The organism is Streptomyces sp. NPDC055025, from assembly GCF_053608565.1.
The window spans coordinates 11222-35418 of record NZ_JBSGVS010000026.1 but is presented as its reverse complement, the minus strand read 5'-3'; the positions used below and the strand labels follow the sequence as shown (position 1 = coordinate 35418).

The 24197-nt window shown below is 68.8% G+C and carries 18 protein-coding genes; 7 read left to right on the top strand and 11 right to left on the bottom strand.

What is annotated here, in order from left to right; genetic code table 11:
* Positions 1 to 5: 5 nt before the first annotated feature.
* The 10 genes from ACWGDX_RS17790 to ACWGDX_RS17745 form a co-directional block, all read right to left on the bottom strand.
* Positions 6 to 365, bottom strand: coding sequence for a YybH family protein (locus ACWGDX_RS17790; RefSeq protein ID WP_453626550.1), 360 nt, complete (start codon positions 363 to 365; stop codon positions 6 to 8).
* 43 nt (positions 366 to 408) lie between these two features.
* Complete coding sequence (locus ACWGDX_RS17785; RefSeq protein WP_453626549.1) at positions 409 to 780, bottom strand: nuclear transport factor 2 family protein; 372 nt, start codon at positions 778 to 780, stop codon at positions 409 to 411.
* Between the two features lie 225 nt (positions 781 to 1005).
* Positions 1006 to 1644 carry a phenazine biosynthesis FMN-dependent oxidase PhzG gene (phzG, locus tag ACWGDX_RS17780; RefSeq protein ID WP_453626547.1) on the bottom strand — a complete coding sequence of 213 codons (639 nt, stop codon included), beginning with the start codon at positions 1642 to 1644 and terminating at the stop codon, positions 1006 to 1008.
* A 49-nt stretch (positions 1645 to 1693) separates the two neighbouring features.
* Positions 1694 to 2530 carry a PhzF family phenazine biosynthesis protein gene (locus ACWGDX_RS17775; protein WP_453626545.1) on the bottom strand — a complete coding sequence of 279 codons (837 nt, stop codon included), beginning with the start codon at positions 2528 to 2530 and terminating at the stop codon, positions 1694 to 1696.
* A gap of 111 nt (positions 2531 to 2641) precedes the next feature.
* Complete coding sequence (locus tag ACWGDX_RS17770; RefSeq protein WP_453626543.1) at positions 2642 to 4537, bottom strand: anthranilate synthase family protein; 1896 nt, start codon at positions 4535 to 4537, stop codon at positions 2642 to 2644.
* Positions 4534 to 5157: an isochorismatase family protein gene (locus ACWGDX_RS17765; RefSeq protein ID WP_453626541.1), complete on the bottom strand. Its 624-nt coding sequence runs from the start codon at positions 5155 to 5157 to the stop codon at positions 4534 to 4536. Before ACWGDX_RS17765 ends, ACWGDX_RS17770 begins: the two co-directional genes overlap by 4 nt.
* Positions 5158 to 5226: 69 nt before the next feature.
* A complete protein-coding gene (locus ACWGDX_RS17760; protein ID WP_453626539.1) occupies positions 5227 to 6399 on the bottom strand; it encodes a 3-deoxy-7-phosphoheptulonate synthase in 1173 nt (390 codons plus the stop codon).
* 28 nt (positions 6400 to 6427) lie between these two features.
* Positions 6428 to 6916, bottom strand: coding sequence for a PhzA/PhzB family protein (locus ACWGDX_RS17755; protein ID WP_453626537.1), 489 nt, complete (start codon positions 6914 to 6916; stop codon positions 6428 to 6430).
* A gap of 536 nt (positions 6917 to 7452) precedes the next feature.
* The gene (locus ACWGDX_RS17750; protein WP_453626535.1) at positions 7453 to 8460 is read right to left on the bottom strand and encodes a helix-turn-helix domain-containing protein; all 1008 of its coding nucleotides are present in this window, start codon (positions 8458 to 8460) and stop codon (positions 7453 to 7455) included.
* Between the two features lie 879 nt (positions 8461 to 9339).
* Positions 9340 to 10056: a methyltransferase domain-containing protein gene (locus ACWGDX_RS17745; RefSeq protein WP_453626534.1), complete on the bottom strand. Its 717-nt coding sequence runs from the start codon at positions 10054 to 10056 to the stop codon at positions 9340 to 9342.
* Positions 10057 to 10282: 226 nt separating this feature from the next.
* Here ACWGDX_RS17745 and ACWGDX_RS17740 point away from each other — a divergent pair, with 226 nt between their 5' ends.
* The gene (locus ACWGDX_RS17740; protein ID WP_453626532.1) at positions 10283 to 12262 is read left to right on the top strand and encodes a GAF domain-containing protein; all 1980 of its coding nucleotides are present in this window, start codon (positions 10283 to 10285) and stop codon (positions 12260 to 12262) included.
* A gap of 389 nt (positions 12263 to 12651) precedes the next feature.
* Here ACWGDX_RS17740 and ACWGDX_RS17735 read toward each other — a convergent pair whose 3' ends face one another.
* Positions 12652 to 13869, bottom strand: a complete 1218-nt coding sequence (locus ACWGDX_RS17735) for an IS701 family transposase (protein ID WP_453626669.1) — start codon at positions 13867 to 13869, stop codon at positions 12652 to 12654.
* Positions 13870 to 15247: 1378 nt separating this feature from the next.
* On the opposite strand from ACWGDX_RS17735, the gene ACWGDX_RS17730 reads away from it, so the two are divergent.
* The 6 genes from ACWGDX_RS17730 (at position 15248) to ACWGDX_RS17705 (ending at position 24155) form a co-directional block, all read left to right on the top strand.
* A complete protein-coding gene (locus tag ACWGDX_RS17730) occupies positions 15248 to 15712 on the top strand; it encodes a hypothetical protein (RefSeq protein WP_453626530.1) in 465 nt (154 codons plus the stop codon).
* 236 nt (positions 15713 to 15948) lie between these two features.
* The gene (locus ACWGDX_RS17725; RefSeq protein ID WP_453626528.1) at positions 15949 to 16269 is read left to right on the top strand and encodes a helix-turn-helix domain-containing protein; all 321 of its coding nucleotides are present in this window, start codon (positions 15949 to 15951) and stop codon (positions 16267 to 16269) included.
* 536 nt (positions 16270 to 16805) lie between these two features.
* Positions 16806 to 18275 (top strand): ATP-binding protein, encoded by a 1470-nt coding sequence (locus ACWGDX_RS17720; protein WP_453626526.1) that lies wholly within the window; start codon positions 16806 to 16808, stop codon positions 18273 to 18275.
* A 69-nt stretch (positions 18276 to 18344) separates the two neighbouring features.
* The gene (locus tag ACWGDX_RS17715; RefSeq protein ID WP_453626525.1) at positions 18345 to 21146 is read left to right on the top strand and encodes a Z1 domain-containing protein; all 2802 of its coding nucleotides are present in this window, start codon (positions 18345 to 18347) and stop codon (positions 21144 to 21146) included.
* Positions 21143 to 22150, top strand: a complete 1008-nt coding sequence (locus ACWGDX_RS17710; RefSeq protein ID WP_453626523.1) for a PD-(D/E)XK motif protein — start codon at positions 21143 to 21145, stop codon at positions 22148 to 22150. Before ACWGDX_RS17715 ends, ACWGDX_RS17710 begins: the two co-directional genes overlap by 4 nt.
* Positions 22143 to 24155 (top strand): AIPR family protein, encoded by a 2013-nt coding sequence (locus ACWGDX_RS17705; RefSeq protein ID WP_453626521.1) that lies wholly within the window; start codon positions 22143 to 22145, stop codon positions 24153 to 24155. Before ACWGDX_RS17710 ends, ACWGDX_RS17705 begins: the two co-directional genes overlap by 8 nt.
* Positions 24156 to 24197: the final 42 nt, after the last annotated feature.

The window sequence follows — 24197 nt, the reverse complement described above, 5'->3', positions numbered from 1 at the left end:
GCCGGTCAGGCGAAGTAACCGGAGGAGTGCAGGACGCGCAGCCAGGTGCCGTCCGGCTGACGCCGCGCCACCTGGTAGCGGCCGGTGCTGTGGTCGGCCGGGACCGTCGCCGTCAGGGCCAGATCGTCATGGAGCAGAGTCGGCAGTGACTCCTCCATCGCGTAATGGGTCTGCATGTCCAGCATCGCTTCGAATGCCTTCTGTATCGCTTCGCGGCCGACGATCGTGTTGCCGATCGGAAAGGCCATGACGGCGTCGGGCTCATAGAGCTCCGCAAGTCCTTCCGCGTCCCCGGCATTTGCCAGATCGACCCAGATCCGGGCCAGGTCCTCGGGGGTCCTGGCGCGTTCGCGTGCAGCGGTCATGGTGCGTTTCCCTTTCCTCTGGTCGACGGGACCTGCGGACGGCTCAGGCGTCGGTGCGCGGCTCGGCGGACGCCAGCAGCGCACGCGGGTCGTACAGGGCGCGGATGTCGTTGATCCGGCCGTCCTCCACATGCATCCAGTTCGCCACCGGGGTCGGTGCGGCGATCGTGGTGTGCAGGTCGAGCCAGGTCGTGACGTCGTCACCGGCGATGAAGGTCTTCCGGATCACAAGGCCGGTGGTGACGGGGGCCATCCGTGCCAGGGAGTCCCTGCACGCGTCGGCGTCGTCGAGTCGTGCGAGCGGACCCGTGTACGAGAAGTGCTCGTCGGCCAGCAGCGCGCGAAGGGCGGTGAAATCCTTCGTACGCCACGCCCGGAAATAGGCGGCGGCCACATGTGCGGCGTCGTCAGCCACTGCGTCTCCTTGGTTTTCGGTTGAATCCCTTCACGGTTCGGGAAACCCGGGACCGGCCATTCCGCATTCGTCGGATCCGACGTCCGGCTGAATCCGCGGGAAATCCAGGACGAAGGGCTTCGCCATTCCCCTGAGGACGCGTATCGGGGCGTCACAGGGGTGAGTCTGCGCGGGCGGTGCGGCTCCCGCCACGCGCGGCGGGAACTATGTCAGGTCCGGCCCGGATCAGGGCTGGAGGCGGCGGGGCGTCCAGCCGTCGTCGGTGCGGTCGTAGCGCAGTCGCTCGTGCAGCCGGTCGGCGCCGTTGGCCCAGAACTCCACGGAGTCGAAGCGCAGCAGGAAGCCCGCGTAGCCCTCCGGGCGTGGCAGCGGGCCGCCGGCCGCCGCGAGCCGTCCGACCTCGGCGCGCAGTGTGCCGATGTCGTCGAGGTCCTCGCTCTGGCGGGACGCCACCGACATGGGGTGGGTGAACGCGGGCCGGGAGAACCAGAGTTCGTCGGCGACGGCCTCGGACAGCCGTTCCACCGCGCCGCTGACGATGATCTGCTGGCTGGTCTCGCGCCAGTAGAGCACCCCGGACGCCCAGGGGTTGGCCGTCATCTCACGGCCCTTCCCGCTGCCGGCGTGGGTGGCGAAGACGAACCCCTCGTCCGCGATCCGGTTGATGGCGACCGTACGTGTCGAGGGACGCCCCCGGGTGTCCGCGGTGGCCAGCGCCAGCGCGCGGGGCTCGCGGACCTCCAGGCGCGCGGCGCCCTCGAACCAGGCGCGCAGCAGCGGCACCGGGTCGGCCGGGGGTACGTGGAACTCGGGGAAGGCGATGTCAGCGGTCCCGGTGAGGGTCTCCGACCTGCCTGTGCTCATGGGTGGTTGCTCCTTCTCTCGGCGGGATGCCTGTGCCTGTGCCGTCCGTTCAGACCTGTGCCGTGCCATGGGCGAAGACGGCGCCGCTGCCGCCGACCTCGACCGAGATGACCTGCTCCGGCGTGCCGTCGGCGCGGGCGAGCATGCGGGAGGGACGGGAGATCTCCACACCCTGGAGGATCTCGATGCGCCTCCCCCACTCGACCAGGCCGTGCCGGACGAGGTGGACGGCGAGCGGCCCGGCCGCGGATCCGGTCGCCGCGTCCTCGACGACGCCGTACGCGGGCGAGAACATGCGGCTGCGCCAGTTGGCGCCGGAGGCCGCGAAGCAGTTGGTCGCCATGTCCGGGAACCGGGCCAGCGCGCGGTGGTCCGGGTCGAGTGCCGACAGCGCCTCGACGTCCTCCAGGCCGACGAAGACGTGCCGGGGGCCGTTGCGGTAGATCTCCACGGGCAGCGTGGAGGTCTTCACGCCCAGCGCGGCGAGCAGTTCGTCGGCGTACTCGAACGGCTCCCAGGTGGGGACCGGTTGGCGCATCCGGGTGGCCACGGCCCGGCCGTCGGCGTGGTCCACACGGAAGGGGATGGCCCCCATACGGGTCTCCAGCAGGAGTGCGGACCGTCCGGTCTCGTTGCCCAGCGCGATGGCGGTACCGAGCAGCGGATGCCCGGCGAAGGGGAGTTCGTTGACCGGGGTGAAGATGCGAATGCGCGCGTCACCGCCGTCGCGCGGGGTGAGGACGAAGGTGGTCTCCGAGAGGTTCATCTCCCGGGCGATGCGCTGCATACGCTCGGCGGGGATGTCATCGGCGTCAAAGAAGACGGCCACGGGGTTGCCCCGCAGGGGCTCGGTGGCGAAGGCGTCGACGACGACGTACCTGTGCATATGTCTCTCCAGCTGATGGTGGGGGGGCGGAGTCGCTCCGCACGGCGCCGGCCGGGGAACGGTGTCGCGTGTACGGGCACGTTCGGGCGCGCGTGTACGGGCACCCTCGGGTCATGGGCCCAGCAGGTCCCGTATCACCGTGGCGAGAATGCGGGGGCCGTCCTGGGTGAGCACCGACTCGGCGTGGAACTGCATGGAGGCGAAGCGCGGGCCGCGCAGCGCGTGCACCTCGCCCGTACGCGCGTCCCGGCTGACCTCGACGGGGCCCACTCCGTCGACCTGGACCCCGTCGGCGTGACTGACGGCCGCGAACGTGTTGTAGAAGCCGACCCGTTCGCGGACCCCGAAGAGATCGAGTTCCTTCTGCACGCCCTGGTTGGGCGCGTCCCTGCGGCGCAGTTCGAAGCCGAGCAGGAGGCTGAGCACCTGGTGGCTGAGGCAGACGGCGAGGAAGGGCCGGCGCTCCGCCAGCAGGGTTCCCACCGCGTCCCGCAGGTGGGCGATCTTCGGCCGGCCGGCCTCGCCCGGATCACCGGGCCCCGGTCCCATGACCACCAGGTCGTACCCGTCGAAGGAGTAGTCCTCGTCGAAGCGGCGCACGGTCACCTCAAGCCCCGTGGACCGCAGTTGGTGGGCGATCATCGAGGTGAAGGTGTCCTCGGCGTCGACCACGAGGACCCTGCGCCCCGCCAGGTCGGGCCGCGGCCGCTCGCGCTCGTGCGCCTTCCGCAGCCAGAAGTCGGAGATGCCGTCGTTGCGGCCGGCCAGGGCGTCCCGGACGTCGGGATGGTCGGCGAAGCGGGTGCCGGACCGTTCCCTCAGCGCCGTGATCAGCCCGTCGGCCTTGGCCCGGGTCTCGGCCGCCTCGGCGACCGGGTCGGAGTGGCGCACCAGGGTGGCACCGACCCCGATCCGCATCCGTCCCCCGCTGTCGATGTCGGCGGTACGGATGAGGATGGCGGAGTCCAGGAAGCGCCGGCCGTCGCCGTCGCGGCCGATGAGGGCGGCGACGCCGCTGTAGTAGCCGCGCCCCCGCGGCTCATGACGGGCGATGACGCGGCAGGCGCTCTCCAGGGGGCTCCCGGTGACGGTCGGCGCGAACAGCGTCTCCCGCAGGATGTCCCGTACGTCGCGGTCGGTGCGGCCCTCGATGAGGTACTCGGTGTGCGCGAGGCGGGCCATCTCCTTGAGGTACGGGCCGGTGACACTGCCGCCCTCCGGGCAGATCCGGGCCATCATCTTCAGTTCCTCGTCGACGACCATGTACAGCTCGTCGGTCTCCTTGCGGTCGGTGAGGAAGTCCATGACCTCGGACAGCCGGGGGCCCGTCGGCGGATAGCGGTAGGTGCCGCTGATGGGGTTCATGACGGCGAGGCCGTCGCGAAGGGTGATGTGGCGCTCGGGCGAGGCCCCGACGAACGTACGGGTCCCGGTGTGGACGAGGAACGTCCAGTAGGCTCCGGTCTCCCGCTCCAGCAGCCGCCGGAAGAACGCGAGCGCGCTGTGCGGGCCGTGGTCGCCGATCTCGGCGACGAAGGAGCGCTTGAGGACGAAGTTGGCGCCCTCGCCCTCGCCGATGGACTCCTTGACGATCCGGCGCACGGTGTCGGCGTACGTGTCGTCGTCCACGTCGAAGTGCTCGTCGGTCAGCCGGATCGGCACGTCCGGGATGCGGGTCAGCGCGTCGGTGAGCCGGAGGGTCTCCTGACCGGTGACGGTCATGGCGATCAGCGGCGCGCCGTCGTCCACGGCGACGAAACCGCGCTCGGCGACCTGCCGGTAGGGCACGACCACGAGCACGTCGTGCCGGGCCCCGGCCGGATCGGCGACCGCGTCGGGCAGGTCGATCTCCGAGAGGGACCCGGGCGTCGACACCTCGCCGACGAGCACGTCGAGCAGTCCGGGCCCGGCGGTCTCGGGGCGGTGGAACAGGGCGTACGGTCCCGGCTCCCCGCCCAGCACACGGTCCAGCAGGTCGTGCGGTACGGGAGCGTCGGCGCCGCTCATCCGAGAACCTCCTTGGTGGTGACCACCATGGCGCAGCGGTCGGCCGCGTAGCGGAGGGCCGACCGGTGGTGCTCCTCGGAGAAGTCGGCGACGGCGTCGGCGACGAGGAAGGGCTGGATGTCGTTCGTGTACGCGTCGACCGCGGACATCAGGACGCCCACATGGGCGTAGACACCGCATACGATCAGCTGGTCCCGGCCCGTGGACCGGATGCGCTCCAGCAGGTCGGAGCGGAAGAAGGCGCTGTAGCGCCACTTGGTGAACCGCCAGTCGCCGTCCGCGGGTGCGAGTTCGTCGACGACCTCGCGGTCGGCGGGGTCGGTCCGCATGCCCGGCCCCCAGAAGTCCCCGAGCAGACCGCGGTCCCGCTCGCTCATGCCGCCGGGCTGGGCGGTGTAGGCGACCGGCACGCCCTGCCCGGCGCACCAGCGGCGGATCCGGGCGGCGTTGCCCACGAGTCCGGCGCGCAAGCCGTCCGGGAGGGGCTTGAGGAAGTAGCGCTGCATGTCATGGACAAGAAGGACCGCGCGGTCGGGTCTGATGGTCCACCGGGCGGTGTTGCGGGGCAGGTCGCCCGCGGTCGGGAACGGATAGGGGTCGATGGGCGGTATGCCGGGCATGCCCTGGTCTCCAATTCCTGGGGGGTCTCTGGACGCTGAGGGGGGCCGGGGGCGCGGGCGGCCGAAGGGTCAGCCGGCCCAGACCGAGACGACATGGAGCGCCTGTCGCGGGTTCAGCCGCGGGTCGCAGCGGCTCGTGTACCTGTCGCCGACGCGCAGCAGGCCTTCCTCGTCGGAAGCACACTCGGTGACGTCGTCCGGTGTGGTCTCCAGGTGCACTCCCCCGGCCACACCGCCCGCCGCGGCGACGGCCCGCCGGAAGTCGCGCACCTCGCGCACGATCGTGTCGACCATGCGGGTCTTGGTCCCGGAGGGGGCCTCGACGGTGTTTCCGTGCATCGGATCGGTGAGCCAGCTGACCGGGTGGCCCGCGGCCCGTACGGCGCCGACGAGCGGCGGCAGCCGGTCGGCCACGAGACCGGCGCCCATCCGGGCGATGAGGGTGAGCCGCCCCGGTTCGCGGGCCGGGTCGAGCCGTTCGCACAGCGCGAGCAGCTCGTCCGGGGTCATGCTCGGGCCGACCTTGCAGGCGACCGGGTTGAACACCTGGGAGAGGAGGGCGACATGCGCGCCCTCGACCTGGCGGGTGCGCTCACCGATCCACGGCAGGTGGGTGGAGCTGAGATAGGGCCTGCCCGCCTCGTCACGGCGCAGCATGGGCACCTCGTAGTCGAGGAGCAGCGCCTCGTGGCTGGTCCACACCGGTGCCTCGATGCCGGAGCCGGCTGTGGGGCCCTTCCAGCCGAGGTGCTCCACGATGTCGTTCGCGGCCATGTAGCCGGCCAGGACGCGCAGCGGGTCGGGCCGCCGGCTCTCCGGGTCGGGGGCCGGCCCGTTGACCATGTCCCCGCGGTACGAGGGAAGCTCGACGCCGCCGCACGACTCGGTCGCCCGGGAGCGGGGCTTGGCGAACTGCCCGGCGATGCGTCCGACGCGCACGACGGGCTTGCCCGTGGCGAGACGCAGGGCCCCGGCCAGCAGATCGAGGACCGCCGTCTTGCGGGCCACATAGCCGGGGGTGTGCTCGTTCACGTCCTCCGCGCAGTCACCGGCCTGTACGACCAGGGCCTCACCCGCGGCGACCCGGGCCAGGAGGGCGCTCAGGGTGCGGATGTCCTCGGCCCGGACGAGCGGGGGGCGCGCCTCCAGGGTCTCGCGCACACGCCGCACCTGCGACGCGTCCGGCCACTCGGGTTGTTGCGCGGCCACGCGGGTTTCCATTCCACGCAGGACTTCCTCCATTGCGGCTCTCCATTCATGAGGAGTCGGGTCACGTGGGTATGCCTTCACGGCGCACGGTGGGTATGGGGATCCCGAGGGCACGTAGCTGCTCATTGGGATTCATGAACTCGCGCTGCCGCCTGATCTTGCCGTCCTCGAATTCAAAGGAATGGAGGAAGTGGTTCCTGTAATAGCCCTCGGGGTAGCCGGGGAACAGGATTTTCCCTTCGCCGTCGCACTCGACCCAGAAGAAGTCCGGGTCCTGCGTCTCGAAGATCCGGACGTTCTTCCACTCCCAGTCCGGGAAGCACTTCAGGGACCACACCGCGTGCTCACCGAGCCGGTCCCGGCCGTGCGTCATGATCGGCTTTCCCGTGTCGTTGGTCCACAGGCCACCACTGCCGTCCTCGGTGAACAGAAGGTGTCGCCTCAGCCGGTCCTCGCCCCTGGTGTTCATGTACTGCTCGACGATCGCCCGGTTGCGGCGGCGCGACTCCGCGCCGTCGGCGAATCCCGGGGGCAGAACGAATTCGGGCATGGCAGAGCTTCCCTTCGGTGCGGACAACGGTGGAAATCCTGTCGGACGGATCGATGAAGTCCTGCGATCCGGACTCCTGTGGAGCCTAGCGGGCGACCGGCAACCGGGGAAATAAAAGCTTGTACGAATTCGCAAGGCAGGAGGAGAACAGCACGACGGCACGCACAACGAAAAAGACCGCCCATTTCCAGGTGGCCTTTCGCCGTGCGTGCGGATGTGGAATCGGAGACGAGCCCGAATCAGGCGGGGTCGTGTTTTCGGTGCGCTCCGCGCGGCCGGGCCGCGGCCACGAAGCCGGCCAGGCCGGTGGTCGGGCCCGCCCGCGGCTTCACGGGCGAACGCGCGCTCCAGGATCGACCGTGCCTCGTCGGATCCGTACTCCCGTACACCGGCAAGGCTCGCGTGCCCGGACCGGGGCCGGGATCGGGGCCGGGATCGGGGCCGGGGCAGCGGCGTGTGACGGGCCGGGCCTGCCTTCCGGCGTCGCGACGGCGACGGGCCCGTGGGGCTCCCTCGCGGTCAGTCGGCGCGACTGCTCACGCCGCGCCCTTCGAACAGGGTGCGAGCGCCTCGGCAAGGGCGTTCCATTCCTGAGCGCGCTGTGCCGCCAGGCCACGTACGAGCGGGACCCAGTGCTCGGGGAGCGCCGCCACGATCTGCTGCCACTGGCCGGGCGTGAACTCCGTGGTGAACAGGGCGCGCAGGAGCAGGCGCCCGGGTTCCGTGGCCTTCAGGGAAGGGTCCCTGGCCAGCTTCCGCAGTGCCGGGCCACCCGGTGTGCCCCGCGGATCGTCGTGCGGCCGCCGACCGCGCTGATACTGCCGCTGAGGGACCCGCTTGAAGGCGGTCGCGGGCTCGACGGCCTCGTGCTGCCTCTCGGGTACGGGGTCCAGGCCGCGGCTCAGCCGGTCCCGTACGTCCCGGACCGTCCCCGGGGACAGCCCGGACCTGCGAGCCAGTTCCCGCAAGGAGGCGCCGGGCTCCGCGGCCAGCAGGGAGGCCGCGAGCCGGCGGCCCTCGGCGCTGTTGAGCGGCCGTACGCTGCCGTCCCGGCCGACCCGGCTGTGCGAGTGCGGAATTTCCGCGCTTGCACAGCCGCGCAGCTTGCCCACCGTCTTGTCACTCAGCCCCGTGCTCTCCGCGATGGCCCGGTCGGACCAGCGAGGGTGGGAGACGAGAATGCGGGCGGCGGCGATCCGGCGCTCGGCCCGGGTCAACGGGAGGCCGTGGCCGACGTTCAATCGCACGGACAGGACGTAGGCGTCGGCCTCGCTGCCGTCGAAGAACCGGACCGCTATGTCCTGGTGGCCGCGCAGAAGGGTCGCCGCGAGCCGGTGCGTGCCGTCGATGACCCGCATCGTGGGCCGGTGCACCAGGACGGGATCGAAGTCGATCCCGGAGCCGGCGAGTTTGCGGACGTAGCTGTCGTCCTGCCGCCGGGCGCGTGGCGAGTCGGACGGCTTCAGGGCCGCGATGGGCACCGTCCGGGGAGGTATGGCGACGACGTCGGGTATTCGGTCGGCCGGGTCGGTGGCGACGTTCACTGAAGCACTCTCCCCCATGGCTGCTGAAAATCGGCACAACGCACTGCATGGAAGATCATGTGGTGCAATCGGAGGCGCCTCAAAGGGAATGTGATACTCCGTCAAGTGCGCCGGAGTACGTCAAGTGCGCCTCCGACCTGCGAGTTCGTCCCTGGAGTGCCTAGGACCTGTCCAGCGGATCTTCGTGAGCCGGGTACGGGAACAGGTCCGCACACAGGGTCCGGACCAGGCCGGCGAAGGGGCGGACCGCCTGTGGGGACGGAGCTGTCGTCGATCCATCCAGGTTCGCCGTTCCTCCTCCCCCGTGAACCTGTCGCGGCCCATGTGTGTCAGGTCCTCCGGGGGACCTGACAGAGTGACGGCTGATCGTTGCGGCGGGGCGGGCGGACAGAGCAGGGTCGGCCAGGTGAAACGGCAGCGTGCCGACACCGTCCCGTCCGTGGTCGCATCCCCCGTCGGCCCCGGTACGGACTCGGGCGGCACGCACGCACAGGGCCGGTCCTCGACGACAGGTCCCCGTGCGGCACGGTGTCCGCCGGAGACGTCGGGCGTCCGGGTGCCCGGATCACCGGCCGTGCGGCGGGAGGTCGAAGCCCGTCGCACGGCCCTGTCACCGACGCCCGTGGCGGTCCGTGTCCACCGCCGCGGCGAGTCCGGGCGGCGGCCCGGGAAGGAACAGGCTGTCAGCGCCGACGGCAGGACCGCCTCACAGCGGTCTCCCCGTACTCGGCCGCCAGGTCCGACGGCGCGCGCCGCCGACCCGGAGGACCGGGCTCATCGGCCGGTGCGCGGTGGCGTACTTCCCGACCGTGGCTCGTACGGGCGACGCGACCGTGGCCCCGTACGCCCTGGCGGCGACCGCTGTCCCGGGGACGGGCGTCAGGACGCGATCCGGACCTCGAAGAGGATGTGCTCGATCGTCTCGGTGCCTTCGAGGAAGGTGCGCCGGCAGAGCACGTCCAGCTCCCGGCCGCAGCCCGCGGCCAGGTCGCGCAGTCTGCCGAGATCGCCGCGGTCGCTGAACTGCAGCAGGGCGCTCCCGCCTTCGGTCAGCAGGAGCGGGGCCTCGGCCAGATAGCGCCGGTGCGCCTCGTATCCCGGATCGACGTACGCGGCCTCGTGCACTGTCTCGTAGCGGTAATCGGCGGGTGCCAGGACGAAGTTGGAGTGCCAGTAGACGGTGTCGAACCGCTCGCCCGCGTCCAGCGCCGAGAACAGGTCGCCCCGCACCGCCCGTACGCGATCGCCGACACGATGCCGTTCGGCGTTCATGCCCGTGTTCTTCACGGCAGCAACGCTGATATCGGTGGCGACCACCCGTTCACAACCGGCCAGCGCGGCGGACACCGCGATGACACCGGTTCCCGACCCGACCTCAAGGAACGATCCATGGCGCCGGAAGCGCGGCCGACCGTCCCCGTCGAGTCCCAGGATTTCCATGGCCACGCCCGTGGTGGCCGAGAACGGCGGCGCGAACACGCCGTCGAGCAGATCCCATTCCCGGCCCGCCATCACGAATGTCTCCGGCCGGTTCTGGTGGCGCAGCGAGCGTCTGCTCCGCTCCAACGACCTCAGATAACTCTTCAGTTCTGTCATCCCCACCCCTTGCGGACAGATGGGGTGCCGTTCGTCTCAGCCCCTGATCATCGTTTCCCGCCGGCGACTCCCCAGGAAGGTGCTCCAGGGACCTCGCACGGACACCTCGGAGGTGTTCACACCACACTTCGGACAACCGGAGTGCCCTTATTGCACTTGACCGGCGCAAACACGCGTACGTACCGTCGATCCGGTTCGGTCTCGTCTTCTGCGTAGGGGGAACCGGTTGACCCCGGACCATGCACCGACGAATTCCCCGGCTCTGACCGTCCTGGGACTCCTGGCCCAGGAAGCACCTCCCGGCCGGCTGGCGGAACTGCTCCGAACCGCCGCGCGACAGGGCCTGCCCCGGGAGCGGCTGGCCGAGCTCGAACAGGCGGTCGGACTGGCGCTCGACGTCCACACGTCGCTGGGCCAGCGCCGCCGACGCGAGGCGGACCTCACGGCGCTGATCGACACCACCCACGACATAGCCTCCCGCGACAGCCTCGACGCGCTGCTGAACATCGTCACCAACCGCACCCGCCGGCTGCTCGACTTCGACATGGCGTACGTCAGCCTGCGCCTGCCGGACGGCGGTTCGTACGTGCACAGCTCCGACGGCGAGACCACTCCGGGCAGCGTGGGCCTGGAGCTGAGGAAGGGCTTCGGCATCGGCGAGTGGGCCCAGCAGAGACAGGCGCCCTTCTGGACCCCCGACTACCTCACCGACGACCGGTTCCCGCACACGCCGAAGATCGACGAGGTGGTCGGTTCCGAAGGACTGCACGCGATCCTGGCGGTGCCGTTGGCGCACGGTGGCACGACCATCGGCGCACTGTACGGGGCGTCACGGGAGCGACGTCACTTCACGCCGGACGAGGTCAGCCTGCTCCGTTCCCTCGCGGCTCTGGCGGCGTCCGCCATCGAGCGGACCCGGCAGTTGGAGCAGAGCCGGGCCGCGACGGCCTGGGCGGAGAGCGAGAGCGCCCGCCTCGCCGCACGTCTGGAGCGGCTGGAGCGGCTGACCGGGGGTCAGGCCCGGCTGGCCGAACTGGTGCTCGGGGGCGGTGCCCTGCATGATGTCGTCGAAGTGGCCGGTGCGGAACTCCGGGGTGTGCTCGTGCTGCGGGACGCGGAAGGGCTGCCCCTGGCCGCCACCGGTGAGCTTCCCGCGCTGGGCACCGACGTGATGGTCAAGGCACTCGCGGACTCCTATGCCGCCGGGGCCCCGGTCCCTGTGGCGGACACCCTGTGGGCCGCTCATGTCACCACGGGCGTCGAGGCCCCCGGTGTCCTGCTGCTGCGGAGAAGCACCCCGCTCACCGACGAGGACCGGCGGCTGCTGTACGCCGCGGCGCGGGCAGCCGCGCTGGTGCGGTTGCTCGGGCACAACGCCGGGGCGGCGGCCGGGCCCGTGCGCGACGAGTGCCTGGACGACCTCCTCGCCTCCGGGGTCCATCCGCCGCACGCCATGACCGGGCGAATGCGGCGGCTCGGCCTCGACCCGGATGGACAGCACGTCGTCCTCGTCCTGCGCCCCGAGGGCGTCAAGCAGGGCGAGGCAGCCCTGTGGGCCTCCTCGTACTCGCAGAGGCACCGCGGGCTCAAGACTGTCCGGGGCGGCTGTCTGGTCCTGCTCCTGCCGGGCACCGACGCCTCGGCCGCGGCGCGGGCGGCGGGCGACGAACTCTCCCGCTTCCTGGGCCATCCGGTCACGGTGGGAGCCGCCGGCCCGGCCACCGGACCGGCCCCGATCGCCAGGGTGCACGAGGAGGCGCGCCGCTGCCTGGACACCCTTGTGGCGCTGGGTGCCACAGGTGGTTCGGCGGCGGCGCGGGACCTCGGGTTCCTCGGACTTCTGCTCTCGGACGCCCACGATGTCGACGCGTTCATAGCCTCCGCCATGGGACCGGTGCTCGACCACGACAGCAAACGCTCCACCGACCTCGTCCGCACCCTGGAGGCGTACTACACCTCTGGCAGCAGCCCTCGGCGCGCGGCTGCTCACCTCCATGTGCACACCAATACCGTCTCGCGACGGCTGGACCGCGTCGCGGAACTCCTGGGCCCCGACTGGCAGAAACCCGCGAACGCTCTGGAGATCCAGCTGGCCCTGCGCCTGTTGCGGGCCCGGGACGCGGTCTACCGGCGCGCCAGCGAGTACGACGAGAGCCGGGCGGAGGACCGGGGAGCGGAAGGCGGCCGGGGGAACCACGGCGCGTAGGTCCCGTTGGGCTCATCTCCGGGGATCAGCCCTGTGGGCCTGGTGGAGGCGGCGCCTCCCGTGCGGTTCGGGCTACGGGGGAGGATCGCGATGCGGACGACCGCCGTCGTCGATGGACATTGACGTACGTGGACGACTCCGACCGCGCGGCGAGGTGCGTGCCGGGTGTCCCGTGCCCGCGAAGGCCGACCGGAGGAAGCCCGAGCGGCCGGTGAGCCCGGACCGCCGGTAAGCCCGAACCGCCGGGAGCAGGCACAGGGGGCGCGGGGCGCGAGGCGCCACGAGCAGGCACACGAGGCGCAGGGCGCGGGCCACTGGAAGCAGGCACGCAAGGCGCGGGGCGCCGGGAGCGAGCACACGAGGCGCGGGGCCGCGCTGCGCCGCGCCTGTCACGCGGAACGCGGCGCGGGAGCGGCCAGGGCGTCGGCCGTGCCGTCGCCCGTCAGAGCCGCGATCGCGTGAGCCGCGGAGGCCAGCGTGATGTGCCGGTGCCAGCCCCGGAACGACCGCCCCTCGAAGTCCTTGAGGCCGACCTGTTCACCGACCACGGCCAGGTCCTCACGGGCCCGCGCGGCCAGTTTGGTCATGCGCAGCAGCGCGACCGCCGGTACGGAGGCCATGTTGGTGACCCACATGGCCGTGGGCAGACGCCCGGCGTCCTCCCACTCGCCCAGCAGCACGAGTTCCTCGTCTCCGGTGCCCGATCGGCCCAGGCGCGCGGACGTGCCCGCCCCGCCGACGCGCACCGCGACGGCCACCGAACTGCGGCGGGCGCGGTACGGTCCGGCCGGGTCGGTCCAGTCGGCCCTGCGGCCCAGCCCTCTGACCGCCGCCAGGATCTGCTGGATGCCGAGCGGCCCCGCGCCGTAGCCGGGCAGGGCGGGGTCGCGCACCGTGAGCTGGGAGGCCGCTCCCGCCCGTACGATCACGGGGACGCCCGCGTCGGCGAACCGGCCGACGGTGGCCGCGATCCGGGTGACGTGGGCGTTGAGCACCACCGGCCGCAACGGCACGCGCCAGGACGTCATCGTCTCCAGGACGGCGGCGGACGCGCACTCCTCCTCCGTCTCCTCTCCGACCGCCTCGGGTATCTCGGCCCGGCGCCGCCGGTTGTCGTCCTGCACCCAGGTCTCCGGAAGGCGCAGCCGCCAGTGCACGGGGGCGCTGAGCGTCTCGGAGGCGTACCACACACCGAAGGCGTGCTGCCCCCGGAACGCCTGCCCCAGGCAGGGGTCGTACACGTGGTCGACTCCGACGGAATGGTCCCCCGCCTTGAGGATCGGCATGGACCGCACCACCCACGCCTGGGGGGCACTGCCCTGCTCCAGATGGGCGGCGAGCGCCTCCCGAACCGGCATCCAGTCCCAGGTGGAGCTGCTGATGAAGTGGTGCAGGCTCTGCTCGGCGGCCGGACCGCCGACATGGGCGGCGACGTTGCGGATGGACTTCCGCCCCCTGGCCCTCAGCAGGCCGCGCAGATACTGCTCGCCCTTCTGCCGCTGGTCCCGTCTGGCGAACGAGGCGAACAGCACGTCGGCCAGCTCACGGGTCAGCCCCTCCCGCGCGTCCACGAGACCATCGACGGCGAGCCGCGGCCGGGACACCATGTCCCGCCCGGAATCAACGTCCACGCGTGACACGAACACGAACAGTCCCCCTCCGGCATCGTGACGGAATCGTCCGCCCCGCCATCAAATCTGGCCTCCATCGGGCGGAAGCGAAAGGTGCCGGGACCCCCTGAGCAGCGCCCGGCACGGTCACTGGGCCACCACCACCCCACCCCACCCCCACCGCCCTCCACCGACCCGCCCACACCGACGGCCGGACCCCGTACGTCCCCCACACACCGGAGGTGTCCGAGACACCCTTGACAGGGATCCCCCCACACTCACCCGCAGCGCCGGCGCAGAACCACCCATCACGACGCGCATCGAGCAGCAAGCCAACGCCCCCGCCACCGCACCACCACCCCACCCACATCCGCTACGCTGTCCAGGACTGCCCACACGGGCGGCCCAGGACCTTGCCGCACCACAGAGGAATCCTCACTCAGAGGATTCCTCCACGCGTCACGCAAGGCCCGCCTTCGCCTTCGTGGGGCTTGTACGAAAGTCAGTTCCCGCAGGTCAGACCGGGGGCGCGTACCACGGCCAAAACGCGCTGAGGGTGATCTGGGAACGCCGAACGCTTCCGTGCAGGCCAGGGCCTGTTGCATCGTCAATGGCTCGGTACGGGAAGGGCTGGAGGCCTCAGCTTCCCCTGATGGCACAGCTCCTTCTTCCCGGCATAGCGACTGCTCACCCAAGGGAGATGCGCCGCAGACCTCCCACAGTCACATCACTTCAGTGAATCCCCTGATAGTTGTCGGCTTCATTCGCTTGCGACTCAGCGGAGGCATGAGTGTCGGTTCTGACGGACGCCCAACACATGAGAAGCGTTCTCCGAAGGAAATCGCCATCTACCGTGCTGACTGTGATTGACCGCCAGGAACGAGTGCTATTATGTCGAATTCACAGCGATTCTTCATGGCGGCCGGTCAAGGCAAGAGTGATCCCTTTCCGACCGTCCAGGTTCTCCGTCATTCACATTCTGGACCCGCTCTTCTCTCACTGGTTCCTAGCCGCCACTCCGGTAGTCGGCAGGTTCGACCCTCGGCTGGGGCGAGCCAGCCAGACCGGCCTGACGCGTATCTTCGTCGTCCGTCGCGACAGAATTAGGTCGATCAGCCTTCGCGCTCACGCCCATTCCTTTCCGGATGCCGATTACGCGTGGCATCACCTGACCGATGTCGAAGATGAAAATTTTGATGTGTACCCACGCGAGGTTGGGCCCTTTCTGCGTAGATACCTAGAGGGCTGGATTCCCGATGGCGTCATCACTCTCGCCGAGTGATCACGCTTTTCAAAGCCCCATACCGAATATCCGAGAGCGAAAATCGGCTGCACCTATTGTTACCTGACCTTCCTCCATCAAGGAGGACGCCCCGTGACAAGTGCTCAGCACCGACGCCGACCTGCAACTCGCGGTCCATTGGGACTGGAAATCCGGACGCTCCTGGCAGCCGCGGGACTTCCCGAAGCGGACAACGACGACCACTACCGAGCACACGGCGTCGTGGTGACCGATAGCGGTGAAACGGTCGGCGTGGAGTGGTTGACCTCTCGCAGCCTGCGTCGCGCCGCCACCGACGAGCAGCTACGAGACTGGCCCATGGCCGCCGCGGACCGCGCACTCGAGGCCGCTCGACGTCACCTGCACGCGGCCGTGTTCGGCATCCCGTCGGAAGTCGGCTACTTGGTGGAGGCCGATCCGGCTAACAGTCCAGGTGCTCCGATCGTCCGAGTCGGCCGGTTTTCCACCCCCACGGCATTGGTCGCCGACATCAGACGGATCCTTGCGGATCTCCATGACGCTGCGGAGAGCACTGAGGAGCCCGGCCAGCCGCCGTGAGTGCGTCCACCCTCGCGACTCTGCTAGGAAACGTCCGCCCCGACCGCACCATGAAGCGTCCAGATGACAGCGATCCGCTCCCCGGGGCGGCGAACGCAACTCCCCCAAGAACCGGTAACACGACACAGCCGGGCCCCAATCCTCCAGAGTGGTGTGTACTTGCACCAACGCGAGCTTGTGCCAATTCGTGCGGCACGGAGGGACGGGGACCCATGGGGACGTGGGATCATCTCGGCATGCCCCGGAGCAACAACGATCAACTGCCAGCGACTTATGTCGCGTCCGGCAATTGGCCGCATGCCCGGCTCGTCGAGGATGCTCCTGTCAGTGCGCATTACGGCCAGGCGTTCGCACGAAATCTGGCTCAGGCGATGGCGACCTCCGACATCGGACTGAGGGCCTTGGGCGAGAGAGCCGGGGTCTCGCACGCGACCATCAGCAGACTGCTGCGCGGGATGGTTCTGCCCGACCTGGGAACTCTTGCCCGCCTCGAAGCGGCACTGGGTACCGGCTTGTGGCCCGGCTTGACTGCCTGGACCGAGCGCGACAACACCTGAGGCCTGACAACCGCTGCGGTCATCCTGCTTGGTGCACACCACCCGCTGCGCCTCAACGCCGTCGATGGCGCACCGATCACCGACTTCGCGGCCCGGTATCTAAGGTGCGCTTCCTCGCGGCCCAGTCGCATCGACCCTCGTAGCTGACCGAGATGCTCTACGACTCTGGAAGATGTGTACGAGCGCAGAGCCGATACCGATGGAGGAACGGCAGCCCATCGAGACGCTCGTCGCGTAGTGGCATTACCCCCAAGCCGAACCGGCTGGCTCGACCAAGGCGTCGGCGAGCACCGTGCTGTACGCCTGCCGGCTCGCAAACACCGTGATACGAGATCAGAGCCCCGAGAGAAGCAGAGACCTTTGCCCCTCTGCTCCAGTATCATCACCATCGGGCGGGGGCTACGCACTATCGATCTACTGGACCAGCAGGCGAGTACTCCCGAACCCAGGGTGTACGCCTGCTCGATGCCTCTGGCTCCGGGACAGCCGCGCTCACCTGACGCGTCCGGAACGGGGAAGCAGGGCTGAGACCAGGCATGACCTACGACATCGCGCCGCCGACGCCGGTCGGGATGGTGGCGTCCCTCAGCGCGCTGGGGTACTCGCTCCCGGACGCTTTGGCAGACCTGGTGGACAACAGCGTCTCGGCCGAGGCCGGGACCATCGACGTCGAGTTCACGTGGGCCGGTCCAGAATCCTGGGTGGCGGTCGTGGACGACGGGCGCGGTATGTCCGAAGAGTCCCTCGTCACCGCGATGACGGTTGCAGCGCGCGGCCCCGCGACCGACAGATCCGCCACCGATCTCGGGCGCTACGGGGTCGGACTCAAGTCCGCCTCCTTCTCGCAGTGCCGTCTACTCACAGTGTGCACGGCCACTGACGGTGTCTGGCTCACTCGAACCTGGGACCTCGACGTCGTCGAGACGACCGGCGAATGGCGGCTACTGCACACGCCGCCTCCTGGCACGTCGAAGATCCTCGACCGGCTCACCGCGGACCGGAGCCGCGGCACCGTGGCCCTGTGGCAGAAGCTCTCCGGCTACCAGGACGCGACCGAGGGCGACAAACGGACGCAACAGCAGTTCTACGACGAGACCGAGAAGGTGAAGACCCACCTCGGGCTAGTCTTCGCTCGTTTCCTCACCGGCGCGACCACCTTGGCGCTTCGGGTGTCCGGCTTCCAGGTCACTCCATGGGACCCGTTCCTCACGTCGCACCCGTCAATACGGCGCCTCCCGCCCGAACCTCTGCCTCTGGAGGGCCGAACAGTCCTGGTGGAGCCGTTCGTGCTGCCGGGACCCCAGCGCCTGACAGAGTCCGAGTACGCGACTGCGGGCGGCCCTCAGGGCTGGGTGAGACACCAGGGCTTCTACGTCTATCGGCGCAACCGCCTCATCCTCGCCGGGAGCTGGCTCGGACTGCGCGGCCTACGCCGTGAAGAGCGCTACAACCTCGCCCGTGTCGCCATCGACATTCCGGCCGAGATGGACGCCGAGTGGCGCGTCGACGTGCGCAAGGCCACCGTCGTCGCCCCGGTGGCTCTGCGTCGGCACCTCACCCGGATCGCCCAGATGGTCCGCAGAGAAGCCGCCGAAACGGCACGGCATCGCGGACAGATCGCGGCACGCCAGCACAGCGGACCGCTGTCGTTCCCCTGGAACGTACGCAGAGACGGCGGAAAGGTCAGCTGCAGGATCAACCGGCGTCACCCACTCGTACAGGCGGTTCTCCAGGACGGCGAATCGGATCCGGCCCGTGTCCGAGCCCTGCTTCGCCTTCTGGAGGAGACGGTGCCCGTTCCCGCCCTGCGTGTCCTGCACGAGACGGACACGGCAGACGATCCCGAGCCCTTCGGTGGCCCTGGCCCCGCCGACCAGCACGCGATCGAAGTGGCACAGCAGATGTTCAAGGTCTTCCTGTCCCAGGGAAAGCCCGCCGAGGAAGCGAGATCCCTGATCAGAACGACCCAACCGTTCGACGAGCTGGACGGGTTCTGGAGCAGCTGACCACTGTCAGCGCCACCATCTACTCTTCTCCCTCTCCACACCGACATACCGGAAAGCCTGGAGGTCTCCGTGAGTTCCACCGCCGACGAGGCACTCGCCCACGCCGTGACGGCGGCGCTCATGTTCCTGCCCGGCGATCGTCAGGCCACGCCCCAGGAGGTCGAGCAGGCGGCGAGCATGGCCATGAGCGTGGTCAGCCTGAAGGGGATGACCGTCGATCAAGTACGGCTCACCAAGACCCTCCAGGCCAAGACGAGCATCTACCAGGAGGAGTCGTCGGCCCTGCACAACGCCGAGGGTCACATCCCCTGGCTCGCAGACGCCAAGAACGACCGCACGTGGGCCTTCTGGGAACGCTACGACCGGTACCTGAAGACCGTTGGTGACATGCCTCCGCAAGTGGTGCGGGGCATCGACCGCAGCACCGAGGAGATCCTCGGAGAGCTCGAGGACCCGCGTCGTCCCGGCTCGTGGCAACGCACCGGTCTCGTGATCGGTCAGGTGCAGTCGGGCAAGACCGGGCAGTACATCGGGCTCGCGACGAAGGCCGCCGACGCCGGCTACCGACTGATCGTCGTCTTCGCGGGCATCCACAACGACCTCCGGAGCCAGACGCAGCTCCGTATCGACGAGGGTCTCCTCGGCTTCGACACCCAGTACCAGCTGCGGTCCGACCAGGAAGGCGCGAACTGGAAGATCGGTGTGGGCGCCATGTCCCACGTGGACCAGCTGCCGGTCGCGTCGCTGACCAACAGCGCGGAGAAGGGCGACTTCGACCGCCGCACGGCCGCCAAGGCCAACCTGCCCATCGCGAGTTTCCCCGTCGTCCTCGTGGTGAAGAAGCACCGTCGGATCATCGACTACCTGCGCACCTGGGTGACCGAGGTGCACGGTGAGGAGGACCCGGCGACGGGCCGGAAGATCGTCCGGGACATCCCGCTCTTCGTGATCGACGACGAGGCCGACAACGCGTCCATCAACACCTCGGACCCCGACAACGAGCCTTCGAAGATCAATGAGGCGATCCGTCTGCTGGTCAGGAGCTTCGCCAAGGCTTCGTACGTCGGGTACACGGCGACACCGTTCGCGAACATCTACGTCGATCCCGACGCCGACCACGACACCCTCGGCGGCGACCTCTTCCCCGACAGCTTCATCCGCACGCTGCGCGCCCCGTCCAACTACCTCGGCCCGGAGCGCCTGTTCGGCCTGCGAATGGACAACGAGGAAGAGGACGACATCGAGCCACTGCCCCTGATCCGGCACGTGGACGACACCTCCGCGTGGATCCCCGAGAAGCACAAGTCCGGTCACACCCCGGTCGGCGACCTGCCTCTCTCGCTCCAGCGGGCGATCCACTCCTTCGTCCTCACCTGTGCCGCTCGCCGTGCCCGGGGGCAGGTACACAAGCACAACTCCATGCTGGTGCACGTCACCCGGTTCACCGCGGTTCAGGGGCGTGTACGCGATCAGGTGGACGACTTCGTGCGATTCCTCACGGACAGTCTCCGCGACCGCTACGGAAGCGCTTCGGCAACCTGTCTGGCCGAGCTCCGGGACGTCTGGGAGAAGGACTTCGTTTCCACTACGGACTACTTTCCGGCAGACGAGGCCGAGCGTCTCACCTGGGACGAGGTGGCCGAGGAGATCCTCCCCGCCATCCAGAAGTTCAAGGTCAAGGCCGTGAACGGTGCCGCAAAGGACGTCCTCGACTACTACGAGAACCGCCACAAGGGCCTCTCCGTCATCGCGATCGGCGGCGAGAAGCTCTCCCGGGGCCTCACGCTCGAGGGCCTATCAATCAGTTACTACCTGCGCTTCTCCAAGACGTACGACACGCTCCTCCAGATGGGCCGCTGGTTCGGATACCGGCCTGGCTACGAGGACCTGTGTCGCCTGTACACGACACGTGCGCTCGAGTCGGCGTACGCAGAGATCACTGCGGCGACCGACGAGCTGCGCCGCGACGTGGAAGAGATGGCGGTTCTGGGCCTCACCCCCCGGGAGTTCGGCCTCAAGGTCCGGACCTCGTCGCTCGGTCTGGCCATCACCGCCGCGAACAAGATGCGTCAGGGGACACGCGTGCGGCTCAGCTACTCCGGCGAGCTGGCCGAGACCACCATCTTCAATCTCAGTGACGGCGTGGCGCAGAAGAATCTCGATACTCTCCACGCCTTCACCAAGAGGTTGACCGAGCTCTCCGCCCCGGTGGTCGACAAGGCCAGCGGCAGCCTCGTCTGGCAGGGGGTCCCACCCGAAACTGTGGCTGCTGTCTTCTTCGACACGTACCAGACCGCGAAGGAAGCCCACCGGGTCCGTCCTCAGTTCATCGCTGGCTACATCCGCCAGTGTGCGAAGTACGGGGAGCTGAGCAACTGGACGGTGCGTGTCGTCGGCAGGAAGCCCGTCACCGGATCCGTGGACATCGCCGGGCACTCCGTGGGGCTGGTCACCCGGGCCGCCTCTGGCAGGACTTCAGAGAGCCGCTACACGATCAAGCGTGTGCTGAGTCCCAGAGACGAGAGCACCGATCTTGACAAGGTGCAGTACGACAGGGCCCTCGCTGCGACGAAGAAGGCTGCCGAGGGCAAGCTCAAGCGCGACGGCAGGCCCCGGAACCCCACCACTCCCACTGGCACCCCGCTCCGCGTCCAGCGCCGTCCCGACCAGCCACTGCTCCTGATCTACCCGATCGAACCGCTGGTCTCGGACCGCCCGGACTCCTCGATCCCGCTGATCGGCTTCGCCGTGAGCTTTCCGTTCTCGAAGCACCAGAGCAAGACCGAGTACGTGGTCAACGAGGTCTGGTGGAAGCAGGGTTCGGACATTGACGACTTCGACGGCGAGGACGAAGGCGAGGGCGACGAGTGATCGACGAGAACCTCTGGCGCGAGTTGGAGTCCCCGCAAACCGGTACAGGGCGCTCCACTCGGCGGCTGTTCCCCGAGTCCCCTCATGACATCCACCTCTCGGTGTCGCATCCCGGTCACCGAAGGATGCTGCTGTTGCGCACCGATGCCCGGGCCGCCGACAAAGTGCGGCACCTCTTGGTGGACTTGCCGCAGACCAACGGGCTGACCTTGTCGTTCAGCTCGGTCTCGCCTCGCGAGTTCGAACTCCAGGTCGCCCTGACCACCGACGAGCTGCGCGAGGTCTTCACGCCGCTGGTCGAGGACATAGCGAGGGTGGTGAAGGACACTGAAACAGGCGAGACCGCTCTGGAGGCCGCCGTGCGCCGGTTCCTCCACTGGCAGCAGCTGATGCGGAGCATCGGCACCGAGGGCCTCCGGGGCGAAGCCCGACGCGGCCTCTTCGGCGAGCTCTACGTCCTGCGGGAGCTCGTGCTGCCTTCGCAGCCACAGAGCACTGCTCTGTCGTCGTGGACAGGCCCAGAGGGCACGAACCAGGACTTCCAGCTCCCGAACTCGGCCGTCGAGGTCAAGACGACCACCGTCAAGAGCCCTCGTTTCGTGCGGATATCGAACGAGCGCCAGCTCGACGACACAGGCGTCGAGTCCGTCGTGCTCGTCCAGCTAGCCGTGGACGAACGTCGAGGCGGGTCAGGTGAGAGCCTGAACTCGCTCGTCGAGAGCCTCCGGACCAGCCTCACCAGCCCGTCCGCACGTGCACGTCTCGATGGCCAACTAGTCCGCGCAGGGTACTTCGCGAATCACCACGACCTCTACGACGAGCCCAGGTTCACCCTCCGTCGTACGGACCTGTGGAAGGTCGACGAGAGCTTCCCCCGCATCGTGGAGTCGAGCCTTCCCCCCGGTGTCGGGAACTGCACCTACGACATCAGCGTCTCCGCGCTTGAGCAGCACCGTGTCACGACCGACGAGGTCACCGACCTGATCAGAGGTACCGATGGCTGAGCTGGCCCTGCACGACTACGCCCGCACGCTCATGAACGACATCCAGTCGCTCGCCGAGAACGAGGCCGCCTCCATCCCTACGACGTTCACCCGCCGAGTTCTGGACCAGCTCGAAGAAGCCGGCGTCGTCACGAACACCACCGTCGCCTTCCACCAAGAGCACGGCCTCGTGGTCTACGGGTTCGGAGTGAGCGTGGACCGTTCCACTCTCGACCTGTACACCACCGAGTATGACCTGGCCCAAGGTCAGCCCGGTGCTGACAAACTCACCAAGAGCGACTCATCGAAGGCGTTCCGCAGGCTTCTGGCGTTCCTGCGGAAGTGCGGAACCATCCGCCACAACCACCCTGAGGCGAGCGAGGTCCACCAGCTGTGCGAAGGCGTCGAGAAGGCCCTCGCGGACGCGGTGAAGATCCGGTTGTTCCTGTTCAGCAACCAGGTGAGCACCGCGGGCGCTCTCCCAGAGGCGACCGAGTTCGACGGTCTGCCCGTCAGCCACGAGCTTTGGGACCTCACCCGGCTGCACCGGCACGAAACCTCGGGCTCGATCAGCGAGCCCATCGTGGTCGAGTTCGATCCGCCCCTGGCCTGCCTCTCAGCCGAGAGCACCGAGCCGAACCACTCGGTGACCCTCGCTGTCCTGCCTGGTGAGCGGCTCGCCCAGTTGTACGACGAGCACCGGACACGTCTGCTGGAGCTGAACGTCCGCGCCTTTCTACAGACCCGTACTGCGGTCAACCGCGGGATTCGGGACACCCTGCTGAACCGGCCCGCGCGTTTCCTCGCGTACAACAACGGGATCACGGCCACGGCGTCGGAGGCCGACTTCGTCACGGACTCGGATGGCCACCCGGTGGCCATCCGGAAGCTGACTGGCCTTCAGATCGTGAACGGCGGGCAGACCACTGCCACGCTGCACCACGTCATGAAGCGTGACAAGCAGGACCTGACGCAGGTCCGAGTACAGATGAAGCTGTCGCTGGTCGACCCGGACCACCTTGAGGAGATCGTCCCCCTGATCTCCCGCTACTCGAACACCCAGAACAAGGTGACGCTGGTCGACTTCAGCTCGAACCACAGGTTCCACGTGGACTTCGAGCGGGTCAGCAGGTCGCTGTGGGCTCCAGCAGTGGACGGAAGCGGGCAGGAGGAGACCCGCTGGTTCTACGAACGGGCGCGCGGCCAGTACGCGACGGAGGAGGCCAAGACCCCCTCCGTCGCCGCCAGACGGAAGTTCCGCGTACAGCATCCCACCAGACAGCGGTTCAACAAGTCCGACCTCGCGAAGTACGTGAACTCCTGGGACCAGTTGCCGCACCACGTGAGCCGCGGCGCCCAGAAGAACTTCAACGAGTTCATGATCCTCATGAAGAGCGCCCCACCGGTCGTCAACGTCGCCTACTGCCAGCGGGTCATCGCCATGGGTCTGCTCTTCAAGGCCGTGGACGCAGTGGCGAAGGAGCACGAGGCCAGAAGCCACAAGGCGCTCGTGACCACCTACACCATGGCCCGGTTGTGTGCCGCCACAGACCAGAGGATCGATCTCGACCGTATCTGGCGTCGGCAGGGGGTCACTCCGGCACTGCTCTCCGCCGTGGACGACCTCTGCCCGCTCGTGATGGAGAAAGTCATCGTGCAAGGCAAGCACGTCACGGAGTGGGCAAAGAGCAGCACCTGTTGGGACGAGGTATCCCGCCTGGAATGGGAGGTCCCGGATGCGCTCGCGGCCGAACTCCGGGAGCGGCCTGTCGAGTTCGCGGTGGACACCTCGGAGACAGAGGGGGAGAACCTGGCTGAGGTGCGGGGAATCGGCTCGGCCGAGTGGGAGTCACTCGGCGAGTGGGCGCTCCAGACCCGGAATCTGGCACCCTCCGAACGGCAACTGGCCACGGCGATCGCCACCAAGCTGCGAACCGAGGGCGGCATCTCTCCCACTCAGGCTGCCCAGGCACTGCTGGTACACGAGAAGGCGATCAGCATCGGGTTCGGCCCGGCCGTCGTCTAGCCACGACAGCCACGTGACCTCGGCCGGACAGCGCCGCCGGCC